This is a genomic window from Porphyromonas sp. C0026D3 (assembly GCF_056590775.1).
Genome location: NZ_JBWPWU010000001.1, coordinates 336,040 through 352,298, shown reverse-complemented (window position 1 = coordinate 352,298; position 16,259 = coordinate 336,040). Strand labels below are relative to the sequence as shown.

The 16,259-nt window shown below is 49.2% G+C and carries 13 protein-coding genes; 4 read left to right on the top strand and 9 right to left on the bottom strand.

Annotated features, from left to right (window positions below; all coding sequences use genetic code 11):
* Window positions 1-23 precede the first annotated feature (23 nt).
* The 4 genes from AC1EK1_RS01470 to AC1EK1_RS01455 are packed head-to-tail and all read right to left on the bottom strand — an operon-like array spanning window position 24 to window position 4,071.
* Window positions 24-722: a phosphatase PAP2 family protein gene (locus tag AC1EK1_RS01470; protein WP_480305244.1), complete on the bottom strand. Its 699-nt coding sequence runs from the start codon at window positions 720-722 to the stop codon at window positions 24-26.
* Entirely contained in the window at window positions 719-1,477 is a 759-nt protein-coding gene (locus AC1EK1_RS01465; RefSeq protein ID WP_480305243.1) for a tetratricopeptide repeat protein, read from the bottom strand. The genes AC1EK1_RS01470 and AC1EK1_RS01465 overlap by 4 nt, the downstream gene beginning before the upstream one ends.
* A complete protein-coding gene (locus AC1EK1_RS01460; protein ID WP_480305242.1) occupies window positions 1,474-3,342 on the bottom strand; it encodes a BatD family protein in 1,869 nt (622 codons plus the stop codon). Before AC1EK1_RS01460 ends, AC1EK1_RS01465 begins: the two co-directional genes overlap by 4 nt.
* On the bottom strand, window positions 3,343-4,071 hold the full coding sequence (locus AC1EK1_RS01455) for a tetratricopeptide repeat protein (RefSeq protein ID WP_480305241.1): 729 nt from the start codon (window positions 4,069-4,071) through the stop codon (window positions 3,343-3,345).
* Between the two features lie 375 nt (window positions 4,072-4,446).
* Between AC1EK1_RS01455 and AC1EK1_RS01450 the strand changes: the two genes are divergently transcribed.
* Window positions 4,447-5,682 (top strand): site-specific integrase, encoded by a 1,236-nt coding sequence (locus AC1EK1_RS01450; RefSeq protein ID WP_023058482.1) that lies wholly within the window; start codon window positions 4,447-4,449, stop codon window positions 5,680-5,682.
* Between the two features lie 18 nt (window positions 5,683-5,700).
* Entirely contained in the window at window positions 5,701-6,063 is a 363-nt protein-coding gene (locus AC1EK1_RS01445; RefSeq protein ID WP_036873657.1) for a hypothetical protein, read from the top strand.
* Between the two features lie 257 nt (window positions 6,064-6,320).
* Here the strand turns inward: AC1EK1_RS01445 and AC1EK1_RS01440 are convergent, their stop codons facing one another.
* A complete protein-coding gene (locus AC1EK1_RS01440) occupies window positions 6,321-6,620 on the bottom strand; it encodes a helix-turn-helix domain-containing protein (protein ID WP_023058498.1) in 300 nt (99 codons plus the stop codon).
* Window positions 6,621-6,658: 38 nt separating this feature from the next.
* Window positions 6,659-6,937, bottom strand: a complete 279-nt coding sequence (locus AC1EK1_RS01435; RefSeq protein ID WP_036873535.1) for a helix-turn-helix domain-containing protein — start codon at window positions 6,935-6,937, stop codon at window positions 6,659-6,661.
* A gap of 222 nt (window positions 6,938-7,159) precedes the next feature.
* On the opposite strand from AC1EK1_RS01435, the gene AC1EK1_RS01430 reads away from it, so the two are divergent.
* Window positions 7,160-7,498, top strand: coding sequence for a helix-turn-helix domain-containing protein (locus AC1EK1_RS01430; RefSeq protein WP_023058439.1), 339 nt, complete (start codon window positions 7,160-7,162; stop codon window positions 7,496-7,498).
* A gap of 3 nt (window positions 7,499-7,501) precedes the next feature.
* Complete coding sequence (locus AC1EK1_RS01425) at window positions 7,502-7,819, top strand: helix-turn-helix domain-containing protein (protein WP_036873533.1); 318 nt, start codon at window positions 7,502-7,504, stop codon at window positions 7,817-7,819.
* 86 nt (window positions 7,820-7,905) lie between these two features.
* Here the strand turns inward: AC1EK1_RS01425 and AC1EK1_RS01420 are convergent, their stop codons facing one another.
* From AC1EK1_RS01420 to AC1EK1_RS01410, 3 genes are all read right to left on the bottom strand, one after another.
* Window positions 7,906-13,371, bottom strand: coding sequence for a helicase-related protein (locus AC1EK1_RS01420; protein ID WP_480305240.1), 5,466 nt, complete (start codon window positions 13,369-13,371; stop codon window positions 7,906-7,908).
* Window positions 13,358-13,789 (bottom strand): DUF1896 family protein, encoded by a 432-nt coding sequence (locus tag AC1EK1_RS01415; protein WP_023058468.1) that lies wholly within the window; start codon window positions 13,787-13,789, stop codon window positions 13,358-13,360. The genes AC1EK1_RS01420 and AC1EK1_RS01415 overlap by 14 nt, the downstream gene beginning before the upstream one ends.
* Before the next feature lie 319 nt (window positions 13,790-14,108).
* The gene (locus AC1EK1_RS01410; RefSeq protein WP_023058387.1) at window positions 14,109-16,238 is read right to left on the bottom strand and encodes a type IA DNA topoisomerase; all 2,130 of its coding nucleotides are present in this window, start codon (window positions 16,236-16,238) and stop codon (window positions 14,109-14,111) included.
* Window positions 16,239-16,259: the final 21 nt, after the last annotated feature.

The window sequence follows — 16,259 nt, the reverse complement described above, 5'->3', positions numbered from 1 at the left end:
TGGTTAGGGTTGCTGTGAACGACTCATAGATACACCTGTATCAGTAGTGGGGACAATGCCCATATTGCAATATAGAAAAAAATAACGGTATATCGTAGCCTTTTAGTCATGATCGCTTGTGGAAAAAGATAGGGGTCGCCGGCTTCGGACTCGGGTATGCCCAAGAATGCGATCCTTGCCCTAGTGTATAGGAAGTAGACCAAGTGGCCCACAAAGAGTCCGAGCAGCAGCGCCGGCAATACGTCCGTGACAAAGTGTACACCCAAGTAGATGCGTGAGTAGCAAACGGTCAGGGCCACTGTAAAGATGGCGAGTGAGAAACGTCTGTCGCGTAAGAAAAGGGACAAGTAGGTGGCCAAGGCGATGAAGTTGGCCGTGTGGCCGGATATGAAGCCATAGGAGCCTCCACGGTAGCCGAGTACGGTCTTGACCACCTCGCTCGTAAGGGGATGGTGCGTCGGCCTGAGTCGCTGAAAGTAGGGCTTGATAATACCCGAGGATACCTGATCGGCCAAGAAGATCAACAGGAGGATGAAAAAGAAAAAACAAACCCACTCTCTGGGCTTTTGCTTGTAGGTCATCATGAAGATGAACGTCAAGCCAAAGATAATCCAGACAAGTGGGGCGGAGATAATGTACATGACACTATCCAGGTATGGGGTATGTGGACTGTTGAGCCAGAGAAAAAGGTCTCGCTCAGTCTGTACGAGTTCTTCTATCACTGCGGTAAAATGAATTCAAGGTCCGACTGGGGAATCCAACCGACAACTCCGTCCGGAAGAAGGATCTCATAAAAGTTGGCTACTGCCTTTTGGACACGCACTTGCACTCCGGCATGGAGCACAACGATATCGGTGGCTGATTGGTCGGGCGAACTTTTGATGGTGACGATCGGTGACATGACCACAGCACCGCTTGTGTCTTGTACAAAGTTATTGAGACGAAAGGTCATGAAGTTGGTAAACACAAAGAGTACCGTCGTAGCCATGGAGCCGTAGAACCCCACAAGTCTCCGTGCTCTCGTCCGAGAGATGAAAAAGAGGAGGAGCAAGCCACAGGTGAGGAAGAGTAGGACAAGGTCCAGAGTCAGCCAAGTGTATAGATCAAACCAATGCGACAGACTATCCACCCACGCAGCGAACAAGGTCGTGGGTGCGGGAGTAATCTTGTCTTCTGTTTTGGACGAAGCAAACTCTAGGTTGTGGCGGATGTCTCTATCGGCCGGAGCCAGCCTGTAGGCTCGGTTGTAGGCAAGGATTGCCTCGGCGAGATCATTGCTCTTGTAGTATGCGTTGCCGAGGTTGTAGTACATGGCGGCGGTTGGCTTGTCGGAGCTCTCTATCGCACTTTGAAATGCTGTAATGGCATCCGAGTAGTGGGCTTCGCTGTATGCTGATATACCCTTCTCAAAAGCACTTTGCCCAATGGCGGGTAGGGTGAGTAGTAGGGCAAATAGGGCAGTCAGATGAAACTTCATTTTTTGGAGTATTTATATTTGGTGGCTTGGATAGCGTCTATCACGTTGGCGGCTTGTGCATAGAGGTCTTCCTTTTGGCTCGTGCCTTCCGATGGCGTATATCTGGCCATCTCAAGGGTCGAGAGGGTCCCCAATGTCTGCTCTATCAGTTCGGGCGACAGTCCGGCATTGAGCATCGTCGACTGGATGTACTCTTTGGAGAGATTGGCTCGGTCGATGTGAAACTTTGCCGAGATATAGTTGTTGACACCGGTAAGTAGTGCCTCATAGTAAGCGGGATCGTCTCCGGAAGAGCGTTTTTTCTCTGCGATCTTGAGGTACTTTTTGGCCATGGCTCCGGCACGACGAGAGCGAAGCTCTGCTGTCTCGGCACTTTGGGATAGCAGGAGGCGGTATACCAAATATATGATGAGAGCCAGCAGGATCACTCCGGAGTAGCATGCGAGGATCTTGGCCGTGCTGATACGTTGGTGTGTGGCACTTCCCGGTTCGGACTTGAGGTACCGAATATCTTGTCCCAAGTACTTTACTTCGTCTCTGTCGGTCAGAGTACCTTGTGTGACAGCCGTGTCATCGCCTTTGTCGACATGTACTCGTGTGGTGGGAATGCTGGTTGTCCGGTATTGACCGGCGACAGGATCAAAGTAGGCAAATGGAATAGCCTGAATCTCGTAGTCTCCTGCATATCGTGGTACGGCGACAAGGGTCTTAGTCTTGGTGCCTGAGACACCGGAGCCGAGGACTGTGATATCTTCGTTTTCTTGTGGATCGTATTGTTCGAATCCTTCGGGAAATTCAATAGAGGGTAGGGAGGTGAGCTTGATATTTCCTTTCCCTTTCAGAGTTAGTTCGATCTGAAAGCTTTCGTTAGTCTTGAGGACAGTGGTTGGAACATTGGCGGCAAGCTCAAACTGCCCAACAGCCCCCGAAAATCCCTCCGGACTAGGGGTGGGCAAAGCCTTCACATCTATACTAAATGGCTGTGAGCGCACCTCTTTTTTTACTCGGGTGTACTGATCGAGAAAGCTGCCAAAAAAGTCCGATACCGGGTCGTTGACTTTAACCTGAACCATGAGGTCAAAGGTTCCTGATGGAATACTTATCTTCCCGGTCTTTTGAGGAAAGAGGATGACCTTGTACAGGTCAACCACATAGTAGACTCGCCCATTGAGTTCTGCAGTATCCCATCTTTTTTGGGCGGGGGTGTCTACCTCTTGCTTGACGAAGTCCTGAAAGTCAGGGAAATTGGCGGAGGTGAGTGAAATGTCCGGGTGGGTGGAGTAGAGCTTGTAGGTCACGAGTAGCCCTTCTTGCTCATAAACCTTGGTCTTGGATGGGATGGCCTTGATGACAAAGTCGTTGTCGGATATGCGTTCCGAGGCTCTTACTTGCGCTTTGGATTGTGCTCGGGCATCGTCTTTGGTGTCTGCACCGTACACAGCTTCGGCAGTGAATACTTTGATCTGCTTGGGCGAGGTGCGGTAGGTGGCTGACCCAGATTTTACAGTGGCTTCTGGGATGGTGTAGGTCCCCTCTTTCGGGGCAATCAGGGTGTAGCTAAATGTGGTGGTGACCGATCGAGTTATGTTGCCATTGATTATGGAGACGCTGGACGAATTGCTGATCGCCGGTCCATAGCTGATTTGCAAGCCCTGTGGGGTGGGCATGTGTAGGTCCTTCCCTTTGGCGTTGAGGACAAACTGGATGTTGAACGGCTCTCCCGCCACGATGATATCAGGGGTGATGAGCTCAAATGTGACTTTTTTGTCGCCTGCGTACTTGTCACTCTCAACAGCACTTGCCGTAGAGAGCGAAAGCAAAAGCAATAGGATCCCTAGATTGAAATTGTATAGCTTGTGTATCATTTACCAATTTTTTTCTTTCGATCGTCCTCCGGATTGTTGTTCTTTGAGCTTCTCTAGCTTTTGTTGCGTCTTCTTTTCGTCTTGTAAAAAAGACTTCAGGATCTGCTCAGCGTTTTGGCGTGACAGTTTATCCTCTTGTTGCTCCTGAGGTTGTTGCTGAGGCTGATCTTGCTTGGGCTTGTCTTGCTGATCTTTTGGCGACTGATCCGGTGATTGTTGCTGGTCTTGTTGCTTTTGATCCTGCTTCTGCTCTTGGTCGTTGTTTTGTCCTCCACCGTTATTTTTCTGTTGTTGGAGTAGCTTTTGGGCAAGCGCTAGGTTGTAGCGCGTTTCTTCATCCGTCGGACGATGGCGTAGCGACGCTTTGTAGCACTCCACAGCACTCTTGTAGTCTTTCGCTTTCATGGCACAGTTACCTGCGTTGTGGGCCAAGTCTGCCACACGCTCGGCGGGAAGTGACTTGGCTTCTTGGAGGAGTTCACTCAGTAGCTTTTGTGCCTCTTCGTTCCGATCTGTGCGGTAGAGGGTATTGGCTAGGTTGTACCTCGCAACGGGGTCCTTGCTGTTGAGATCAAGTGCCTTGCGGTAGTTGATTTCCGCCGCGCTGTAGTTCTCTTTCCGGAAAGCTCGGTTCCCGCTACGTATCTCGCTCCTAACTTGCTTTTGGGCAAAAAGCGAAGGAGCAAAAGCAAGAGCCAATGTAAGGGTTAGGATAATATGTTTGATCATACTTTTTAGTCAAAAATCTATCCTTAATGGTCAAAAAATGAGCGGACATAGCAAATGATTTGTGAGTCAGTCAGTTCTGATTATTTGACCATTCGGGGGAAAAACCGCCAAAAGACGGACTTTTGCCAACTTTGGACAGAGCAGCGTTACTAAAACATTACCCTATATCCAAGTAGAAAGGAATGGCAAAAACGGTAACGAACGGGCTAATCCCCAACTGAAATCTTCCGCAAAGATAGCCCAATAAAGGGAGAATGGGAAGAAAAAAGGCAAAAAAATGAATGCTTGGAATCTTTCCCATCAAAGTACAATGAATTGCGTATCAGCGGATAACCTGACAATAAATAGTTTTGTAACTTATAAAAGGTCAGAGTTATGCGAAGTACGTTTAAGGTTCTGTTCTACCTCAAAAAGAACGCCCCGAAGAAAGACGGTTCCGTTCCCGTGATGTGCCGTATCACTATCGACGGAACCATTGCACAGTTCAGTTGCAAATGCGACATTCTCCCCAATCTATGGGATGTCAAGAGCAACCGGGCTTCGGGAAAAAGTTCCGTCGCATTGGAAACCAACCGCTTCTTGGACAAGATTCGGGTGGGTATCAATGCCAAATACAAGGAGATTGCCGAAAGGGACAACTATGTCACGGCGGAGAAAGTAAAGAACGCTTTCTTGGGTTTGGAGATGCGGTACGAGACACTGCTGACGGTCTATGCCCAGCACAATGAGGATTTTGCCAAGCAGGTATCTGCCGGTCTGCGTCGCGATTCCACATACCATAAGTATTGTACCGTTTACAAGCACTTGGAAGAATTTATCAAGACACGCTATCGTCTGAGCGACATTGCCCTGCGAGAGCTTACACCTGCATTCATCACGGACTTTGAGATTTTCCTCCGCACGGAAAAGCAGTGCTGCAATAATACCGTATGGATCTACATGATGCCTTTGCGCCGAATGATTACCATTGCCCAGAATCACGGCTGGATTGTTCGAGACCCTTTCGTGGATTACAGCATCTCCGCCGAGAGTACGGAAAGGGATTATTTGACCAAGGACGAGATACGTCAAATGATGGATTTGAAGTTTCGCCGCAAGTCCATGGAGTTGGTGCGTGACCTGTATGTTTTCTGCTGCTTTACCGGCTTGTCGTTTACCGATATGAAGAACCTGACCAAAGACAATGTGCAAACTTCATTCGACGGCAAATTGTGGATTATGACCAAGCGACAGAAGACGGGCGTGGAATCCAACATCATGCTGATGGACATTCCATTGAGGATTATCGAAAAGTATGATGGCATGGCAAAGGAAAATTATCTCCTGCCCGTTCCTCAGTACATTACCGCCTGCAAGAACCTTAAAACAATCATCGGACTTTGCGGTATAGAAAAGAACATAACGTGGCATACCAGTCGCCATACCATGGCAACGGAAATTTGTCTGACCAACGGAGTTCCCATCGAAACGCTCTCCAAGATGCTCGGACACACGAATATCCGCACGACACAAATCTACGCCAAAATTACCCACGAGAAGGAAAGCCGGGATATGAATTCCCTTTCCGACAAGTTAAGCCGGATAGAACAGTTTAGCGGTATTACCATATAATAATAAGGAAGAATGTCTATGAAAAGAGAAATCATAACCATTGGCGGTAACGGAGAAATACATATCCCAGCTACTCGCGTTTGGATGTCTGCTTGTGAGATTGCCGACCTGCTCGGGGCATTCTCCGGCAAGGTGAGCGCACAAATCAAAGCGATATTCAAAGAAGTTCTCCTGATGGAGACGGAAGCGATGAGAACAATCCACTCCGAACAAGGATTTATTGATTTATACAGTATCGAAATGATAACGATGCTGTCGTTTCGTATTGCCACACCACAGGCAAAGACTTTGCGAAGGTGGATAATCGGCAGGCTTTCGGAGAAGAAAGTTTCCTCTCCACCCATGATTGTCTGTTACACCGTTGGCAGACAACATAATTAAAGAAAAGCAGGCAGTAAGAAGATAATTCCTACTGTCTGCTTTTTGCTTACTGCACATTCCGTTGTAACTTGATTTGGGCGTATGATGAGCCAATGAAGAGAAGTGGTCGAAGAAGCCATCAAATCTTACGTAAGAATCTCGGAAAACTTACGTAAGTTTTCTGAAATCTTACGTCACTTTTTTGAGAGCTTGTTTTATCGTGGTCAAAACAAATCGACAATACGACAAAAATCAAGGCAACAGCGACAAACATTTCATCATTCCTCAAATCGTGGGTGGTAGTTCTCTTGCAGCAACTTTTCTACCTCCTCCTCTTTATAGAGGACTTTCCCTCCTAATTTGACAAATGGAATACGCCCCATATCACGATAGTCTTGCAGGGTGCGTCGATTGACATGCAGCCGTCGGGAAAGTTCCTCGTCCGTCAAGTACCGCTGCCCTTGAAGCGTTGGTCTGTTTCTTTTCCTCAGGGCATCTATCCCTTTTATCATACGGTCGGAGGCATTGAGGAAGTGCATGATTTCTTCGTCATTCTTGGTCTTTACATTATTACTCATAGTTCTACTTTGGATTTAGTGGTGATTAAGATACTGTGTTATGGAGAGACCGACTTGTCTACCAGTTTCTGAACATCCTCCGGTTTATAGTACATCTTGTAGCCTATCTTCGTATAGGGTAAAGTCCGGTTACTCCGATAGGTTTGCAGTGTACGCAAGCTGACGTTCAGGATTTGGCAGACATCTTGGTTGTCCAGCCATTTGCCCATTCTTTTCTCGTCCGATTCCCGACAGAGGGCATCGACCTTGGCGGTCAGGATGCGGAAACGCTCCATCATGGCTTCATACGTTTTCTTTTCGATTGCTATTACTTCCATATATCAATTTTTAGTTTGGATATTACGATATGCAAATGTAATGACAGCGTATGCGAGAAAGAGATACTTTCATCAAATTGCGTGCTTGTGGCTTTGATATGACAGCCTGTGTCTTCGGGCTTGAATACTTGACAATAAAAATCTCTATTCAGTACATATTTAGCATACAATCCAAACGATTTCAAAGCCCGAACTTTGCACCATAATCAAATTAAAAGAGCGATGGATGTCATTACAATTGAGAGCAAAGCCTACCACGATTTGGTGGGCAAGATAGAGAAAATTCTCCGATATGTGGAGAAAGAGGAACAGGCGAAGGAAGAATACGAAAACCGCCTGATAACCAACAAGGATTTAGCCGAAATACTCGGCATCAGCCAACGCACCCTCCAACGGTTGCGAAGTTCGGAACGTATCGGTTACAAGATTATCCTTGGACGATGCTATTACGACTTAAACGACATAGAGGAGGCGATACGCAAGAAGAGCCTGTACTGCAATCCTCAAAACATCAAAGAGCTGAGACAGAATTTCCTGCTTAAAGCCAAGAGAACGAAATAGCATATGGAACTATTGGACAGAGACACTTTTCTTGAATGGATGGAGCGGATTATGACCCGTTTCGACCATCTGAAGCAGACCATTCCCGATATTCCCCAACGTCCGATGCTCAACGGCGAGCCGCTCTTGGACAATCAAGAGGTCTGTATGATGCTGCAAGTCAGCAAGCGAACCTTGCAACGTTACCGAGATTCGGGGACGCTGCCGTTCCACATCATCTATCACAAAACGTGGTATCTGGAATCAGAGATAACTGCCTTTATGGAACATCATTTCACCGAGAATAAGAAACGGAGAAGAAAGAGGAAAAAAGAAGAATGAGTTCTTTGCTTTTTTATTTTAGTTGTGCAAATCCCGTCCCGTCGTGATGACGAGGCGGGATTTATACTTGGAGTCCGTTTCATAAATCATATTTTCGGTCTGACGACAAAGACCTTGTTTGCCAATGACGGCACACCGTCCGTAAGGGGCTGTGTATCCCTAATACTCTGCCTCGCGTCTTCGGGCAGTCTGTCGGTTTGAGCCGAAAGCGTGCAGACGGAGGATGCGTTAGCGGTAGGCTCAATCGGACGGGACTGCCCTGAGATGTTCCCTTCCATTTCCTTCTGCTCTTCTATGTTCTCTTCTTCCTGCTGTGCGTCTCCCTGCTCAATGGGCTTCAAGGAAAGCTGTATCTGACGGTCGAGTGCGGCAAGTTCCGTCTTGAGGTCTTTCAGTTGCTCTTCCTTTTTCCACGAGCCATTGACCACCTCCTGCAATACGGGAATATCTTTGGCTATCTTCACCGTATCCGCCTCATATTTCTGTATCAGGCTCGGGATCTTTTCCAACGCATTGAGAAAGTTCATGGAGGCAAGTACCGGATCTGTGGCAATGTTACCGTTGTTGTAGCTGTACTTCATGCCACTCTCTCCCATGATGAAAAACCTGTTCTGCGATAAGTCGAAAAGACTCTGTGAGGAGGATTCGGTCTTGACCACTATCTTGAAACCGTAAAGAGTGCCGATGTCGAAATACTCCCCTTTGGTACGGGCATGCTCCTTGACTTCCGCAAGTTTGGCTGCGATCCGTTTCGGGTCGCTGCCTTCCACGCCTTTCAGCTGTATCGGGTTGAGTTTGTTACCGTCCTTGTCCTTTTGCACCCTGCTCTCAAACAGATCCCGGTCGCTTTTGAAGCGTGCTATCAGTTCCTTGTTCCCATCCACGACACGCAACACCTCGTCCAATCGACTTCGGGAAGTCTGCCTGCTGCGCATAAAGGAACGTCGCTCACTCTCCAAGCCAGCAATCTTCTTCTCTAACTTCGCCTTTTCCAACAAGTCCGTATTTCCCGAAAGAATGGCTACATACTCGGAAAAATTCATCCCCGACTTCTCGTCCATGCTTCCCTCGTCGATGGTACGGCTGCCAAGACGATTGTTCTTCAGCTGCTCTATAAATAATTGCTTATTATATAATAGGTTGAACTTATAACTGTCAAGTGATTTTTCCACTGCATAAATGATTACATCCACCTTGTTGTCCGCATGAAACTTGGCTACTTCGTTTCCTTTACGCACCGCCCGTCCGTCCCGCTGTTCAAGGTCGGAAGGACGCCAGGGACAGTCAAGATGATGGATAGCCACGGCACGTTTCTGGGCGTTCACGCCCGTACCGAGCATAGAGGTGGAACCGAACAGTACCCGAATGGTTCCCTCGTTCATGCCCGCAATGAGCGTCTTTCGAGCCTTGTCGCTCTTCGCCTCCTGTATGAAGCGTATCTCCTGAGCGGGTATGCCGTGGTCCTCCACCAACTTCCGTTTGATTTCGCTGTAAGGATTCCACTCTCCGGGCTTGTAGGTTCCGAGGTCGGAGAATACGAACTGCGTACCTTTCTGTGCGTCATACTTCCGATAATACTCTGCAATCTTGGCGGCACAGTGGGAAGCCTTGTTGTCCACATGATCCGAGTACTTCTCGGGATCTATGAGCCTCAAATCTAAGCTCATCTTCCTCGCCATGTCAGTTGCTATCAGCATCTTGGCTTTTTCTTCCCGTTCCGTAAGCGGAGCTCTTCCCAACAGCTCGGCATTGCCCGTCTTGGCAAACTCCACCAATTTGGCGATGAACTCCTCCTGTTCGGGCGTTGGCGGGATATTGTGCATGATTTCGTTTTTCTCGGGTCGGTCTATGCCGATGTCCTTTGCCGTCCGGTAGTCCGTTATCTGGGCGTAGAACGCTGCCAGCTCTGGTACTTTGATGAAATAGCGGAAACGCTCCTTCTGCACAATCTCGTTGGTGACGGAGAACTCGTAGTCGATACTCTTCTTGGCGAAGATAGCCGCCCAAGCATCGAAGGTCTTGATATTCTGCTGTTCCAATGCCTGCGGGCGGAGGTACTTAAAGAGCAGATACAGCTCCGTGAGGCTGTTGGAGATGGTCGTTCCCGAAAGGAAGGTCGCTCCCAAGTCCCTACCCGTCCGCTCCTGAATGGTGCGGATGGCAAAGAGCATGTTGAGTGCACGCTGACTGCCCTCGCTGTTGCCCAATCCTGCCACACGGTCGTGGCGGGTGTTGAACATCAGATTCTTGAAAGTGTGCGACTCATCCACAAAAAGATGGTCTATGCCCATTGTCTTGAAATCCACCGCGTCGTCCTTTCGATTGTCAATGCGGAATTTGATGTCGGAAAGTTTTGCCTCCAAATTCATTTGACGCTTGACCAATCCCTTTTCCATGGAACGGGAAATCGTATGCCCCTGCTGACGCAACACTTCCAAGTTCTCCTCTACACTGTCCAACTCATCCTGCAAGATGCTTTGCTGTATCTCGTCCGACTGGGGTATCATACCGAACTGATCGTGCGTAAGGACAATGCAATCCCAGTTGTTGTTCTTGATGTCATGGAAGATACGCTGCCTTTTATCGGGTGTAAAATCGTTCTTGCCCGGGTAAAGCAGTTTTGCGTTCGGATATGCCGTGTGGAATGTTTGCGCAATCTCCTGCACGTTGGCTTTCAGGGCAAGAATCATCGGCTTGTTTGCTAAGCCCAATCGCTTCATCTCGTAGGCTGCCACGCACATGATGAGCGTTTTTCCTGCTCCCACCTGATGGTCGCAGATACCCCCTCCGTTGAGTTTGAGCATCCATACGGCATCCTTCTGACTGCCATACAGGCTTTCAATACCCAATCCTTTCAGATTGAGGTCGGGAAACGTCTGATGCGAGCCGTCATATTGCGGTCGCACAAAGCAGTTGAACTTGTCGTTATACAGTTTTTCCAGCTGCTTCTTGAAATCGTCCGGCTGCTCGGCAAGCCAGTCTGTAAAGCCGTTTCGTATCTCATCAATCTTTGAATTTGCCATCTGTATGGCTTCCGTATCCCTTACCTTGACCTCCTTGTCTCCGACCATAATCTTCTTGGTGATGTCGGGAGAAGTATTCAATAGGGCGTGTTTCATTAGCGTAACACCATCATAGCGGCGGTGCTGTCCCCGAACACAGAACTTGTCCCAGATGTTGGCATTGTGCAGGCGTGCATCGACAGAGTACTCGTCCGCACTTGAATTGTAGTGTATCGCCACCTCCGTGTCGAAGAGGAAGGAGGCATAGTCCGAGTATATCTGTACGGGAATCCATCTTTCCCCGAAGTTAAAGTCAAGGTCGGCGAAAGGAATGGGGACAGGCACGGCATCCCTAAGCGCCTGCATGGAGGCAGCGGCTCTTGTATCTTCGGGATGCTCCAACAGATAATGTCCGATGTCGTCCGCCTTGGCGACCACATTCCCTGATATGAACTTCTCGCTTGTCTCATATCCACCCTCCAACGGATTGTAATAGACTTTGCCGTTTAATTCGTTCAGGATGTCCTCTTCCGTTCCGTCGGACAACAGGGAAGCCATGTATTCGAGATCCACGCTTCCGAACTTATTCAGGGATGCGGAAAGGGCTTCGGTGGCAGTCTCCACCTGAGTTACATCGTGCAGACTGAAAGAGACGGGCTGAGTGAAGATGTCCGCCTTGACCGTCTTGCCATCCACCTTGCGTTCCAAGAAAAGTATCTCACGTCCTCCAGCGTCCATCAGAATCATTTCGTGGTTCTTGCGATCGTTGAGATGCCCGTAAAGACGTACAAAACGGTCATACAGGTCATTGAGATGCTGCCGAAGAGAAACATTCTCCGCCTTGTGCTCCGCTTCATAATCATAGAGAGCGTGATAGGCGTCTCTCAGGTCTATGTAGCCCAGCATCTTCTGCCGTTCTTGGGAAGAGAAGTCTATGGGCTGAAACAGGCGGTTGTCCTCCATATCACAGACAAGCGTACCTACCTGAAAGTCCGAGGCGAGCAAAGAACCCTCTTTGAGGTGTTCGTGCCATAAGCCCTCATAGGGACGTGCCAGCATCCCTTTCTCCTTATCCTGCTGCCACCACAGCTCGCCCGTATCTTTTAATCCATTTGCCGTCTCGCTGCTTTGTGAAGTCTCGGGAAACAGAGAGGGGGAAGAAACCGGCTTCGGTTTTGCGGCTGCTTTACGCTTGGGCTTCTTTTCTTGAATGACATTTCCGAAGAGGTCGAACAGTTCCGTCTGTGGCGATACATTCGTTTGAATGGGTTCCGTAGTCGCGGGCTTTTCTTCTGTGTGTGCACCATCAGAAGACAGAGGCTTTTGCACGGTCTGTTTTTCCTCAGAATGAGCAGGGAGAATAACTTCGCTCTGTTGCTGTGTGGGGATATGTTGTTGGTATAATGACAGGTCTAACCGCTTTTCCAGATCTGCCCGCAGGATTTTACCCATATCATTGGCAATGCCTTCCGCCCCTCCGCTGTGGTGGAACAGGATGGCGGGTTTCCCGTATGGATCGGTGTCCTGCTTCCACTCGGTATGCACGATTTGTGACATGCTCCGCAGGTAGGTGTTGAACATCACACCGCTGGGACGCTTCTCGCTTTTGATGAAACGCTGCTCCTCCTCGGTAAGGCATGCCTTGTTACTATTCTTTTGCAGGACAATCAGGTCGCTGCCCACTTCCGTTCCGGCATTCTCCGAAAAGAGATTGTTCGGCAGACGGACTGCCGACACAAGGCGGGTATGGCTCATCAGCCATTCCCGAACAGGTTCGTTCGAGGGAGCGTTCATAACGCCTTGGGAGGTGATGAATGCCAGCACGCCGCCTTCACGAAGCATATCCACACCCTTGACGAAAAAGTAATTGTGCAGGGACATGCGTGCCACCTTGCGTGCCGGCTCGTCCGTCTTGCTGAAGACCGGGTCGAAGACGGCGATGTCCCCAAAAGGAATGTTGCTGCTCACCACGTCAAAATACCCGTTGAACTTGGATTCGATTTCCTCAAATCCACGGATGCGTATCTTGTCGTCGGGATGCAGGGCGGAAAGCAGTTGTCCCGTCAGGATGTCTTTCTCAAAGCCGAATGTGGTGTGTCCTTCGGCTGTGATAGTATTGAACGAGCGGATAAACTCGCCCATTCCTGCCGACGGGTCGAGTATCTTGCCGGGGGTAATGCCTGCCTCTTGCAAGGACGCGGCAATCTCCTGTACTATGGGTTCAGGTGTATAGAAAGCGGTCATCACCGAGTTTTTCAGACTCTGCATATAGCTTTTGTACTGAGTCTCCGAAGCGGTGTTGTCCCGAATAACCCGATGCAGTTCCATAACCAAGGGGAAGAGTTCCACTTCCGACTTGTTCCAGCGTGCGATGTCCTCCATCGAGTTTGCCGGTGAAAGAATACACTTTAAGGCACCGAAACCCGTATAAGCCCGCAACACCTTCATTTCCTCCTCCGTAGCCGTGCGATGCTCCCGATGGAGGGTAAAAACCGTTTGGATGGCATCTATATTCGCCCGAAGATGCTCTTTCTTGTTATAGCTTGCCATCTTCTTCGAGTTTTAATTGGATAAAGCCCGTCAGTTCCGTGTATAGGGCATTGTATTCGGGGGTATAGGCGAAGTCGTCCGAAATAGGATATTTGGAGAAGATCTCCTCCGCAAACGGACGTAATCGTATTGCTGTCTCCCGTACCGCTTCGAGCGGCACATCTGCTGAGAACTCGTTCCACAGAACGGACGTGAGCGTGTCGTGTCGGGAGAAATGCAGTCCCGCATAAAGGGTTTTGTTGGCGATGCCGATACATTCGGCTACGGAAAAGCCGTTGTCAAAGGCTTCGGTATAGGCTTGCGAGGCGGCTTCGGCACGCTCCTTCACGAAAGGAATGTCGTCCGCCAGCTCGGGGTGGCTCTCCCTGAGAAATGAGAGCAGGGAAAGTTCGTAGTATGAAAAATGAATGACTGTCATATGAATGATTTTAGTGAATGTTATGGATTGCCCGAAAAGCTAATTAGTAATCAAGAGAAAGCTAATGAGCTTTCAGCCGGTTGCTCGGTATCTTTTCTGTTATTACTCGGTATCTTTTCGGAGATTACTCGACATCTTTTGAACGACCGTTTATCGGCTCTGAAAAAAAACTTCTCTAAAGAATACTTTTTTGAGGCATAACCCTATAATGCAAAGGCACTCGACGTCCCCGCCGAGTGCCACCACTAAAATCCGCAGTAAAACAATAAGATTGTTATGACCGCATCATTCAGTGGCAAAATTAGCAATTTACGGGGATTTATCTTCGGGATTTGCCCGTTTTCTTGCGTTCGGGGAAGACAAAAACCGTTTTGAAGTCCCCGTCTAACGAGAGCGAAGCCTCGAACCGCTTGCCTGCCTTGGAGGTAAAGCCCTTGATGATGCCGGTTTCCCCATTTACAGCTAACTGGGTCAGCTGTTCGTCCGTAAGGCTTTTGCCCGCAACGGTGCGGAAAAGCGTCCATCCGCAATCGGCATCCGAACATTTGGCACATTTGGAATGAAATACCATCGTACCCTTACCGCACTTGGGGCAATGGATGTCGCTTCGCCTTTGAGGGAAGAGGATTTTGGACGAGAGCAGTTCGTCGGTAATCTGCGTGGCATAAGACTCGATGTCCTTGCGGAAATCTTTTTCCTTCATCTCTCCACGTTCTATCTTCGCCAAGTCTGCCTCCCACTGCCCGGTCATCTCGGCATTGCCGATTTTCATTTCCTTGACGATGGAATAGAGGACAAGTCCTTTTTCGGTAGGCACGAGCGACTTCTCCTTACGTACCATATACTCGCGGGTAAAGAGCGTTTCGATGATGGCGGCACGGGTGGCAGGAGTGCCGATGCCGCAATCTTTCAGACAGACACGCAGTTCCTCGTCTTCCAACTCCTTGCCTGCCGTCTCCATTGCAGAAAGTAAGGAACTTTCCGTGTGTAGCGGTTTGGGCTTGGTTGTCCCTTGTGCCAACGAACAGGCGGAAATGGCAAGTTGCATGCCTTCGTTCCATTCCGGAATGAGGACTCCTTCGCCATTCTCACGGCTTTCTCGCTCTTCGGCTTCGAGCTGTTCCTTGTCTTTGCCTTTCTCGTTTTTAAGGATGCTACGCCAGCCTTCCTGCCTGATGATTTCTCCTTTGAGCGTGAACTTTACACCTTCGCACAAGGCGGTTACGGTGGTAACGTCTTTTTCACACCGAGGGGAGAAGGCTTCCAGCATACGCCCCGCAATCATATTGTAGATGACCGCTTCCTCTCCGAATACATCTATCGGCTTTTTGCCCGTGATGAGCAGGGCGTGGTGGTCGGTCACTTTCTTCCCGTTTACCGACCGGGCATTGAGGACGAAAAGGTTACGGGTATGGATACCCCATACGGGATGGTCGTGCAGGAAGGCAATCAATGCGGGGATTTCCTCGAAGACATCCTCCGAGATATAACGACTTCCGGTGCGCGGATAGGTAATGTATCCTCTTTCATAAAGTTTCTGTGCCAGCGTGAGGGTCTGTTCTGCCGAATAACGGTGTCGGCTGTTGGCTTCCTTCTGCAAGGTGGTCAGGTCGTACAAAAGAGGCGGTTCCTGCTTCGCCTCCTTGCGGACTATCGTTTCTATTGTGATGTGAGAGGCGGCTTTGATCTTCTCATACAAGGCGGTGGCTTCTTCCTTGTTGAAGCAACGTTCGGGATTAGAGAAACGGAAGTTTTCATCGCCGTCCTTTACGGAAAGGCTTAGCTGCCAAAACGGTTGTGGCGTAAACTTTTTATTTTCCCAGAAGCGGGAGCAGACCATGCAGAGCGTCGGAGTCTGTACCCTGCCTAACGAGTAGGTGCCATAACCTGCCGCTATGGAAACGGCTTGGGTGGCATTGATGCCCACGAGCCAGTCGGCTTCGCTGCGTGCTCGGGCGGCATAGTAAAGATTGTCGTACTCGGCTCCGCTTTTGAGATGGGCAAGTCCTTCCCGAATGGCTTTGTCCGTGAGCGAACTGATCCAGAGTCGCTCAAAAGGCTTGGCGATGCCAAGATACTCGTAGATGAATCTGAATATTAACTCACCCTCACGTCCTGCGTCGGTGGCTACGATGATGCTCTCTGCCGCTTTGAAGAGTTTTTCAATGACTTTGAGCTGGGCAACGACACTCGGGTCTGCCTTGTAGCCTTTACCGCTCTTGACTTGGCGGGGAATAAGGGTAAAGACGGGAGGAAGAATCGGAAGGTTCTCCTTGTGAAAACCTTTGAAGCCGTAGGCTTCGGGCATGGCCGCCGTTATCAGGTGTCCCAATGCCCATGTGACGGTGTAGTTACTGCCTTCTATATAGCCCTCTTTTCTGTTTGTTGCCCGAACGACGCGGGCTATCTCACGGGCTACGCTCGGTTTTTCTGCTATGATGACTTTCATACGATTTTACTTTTGGATGTT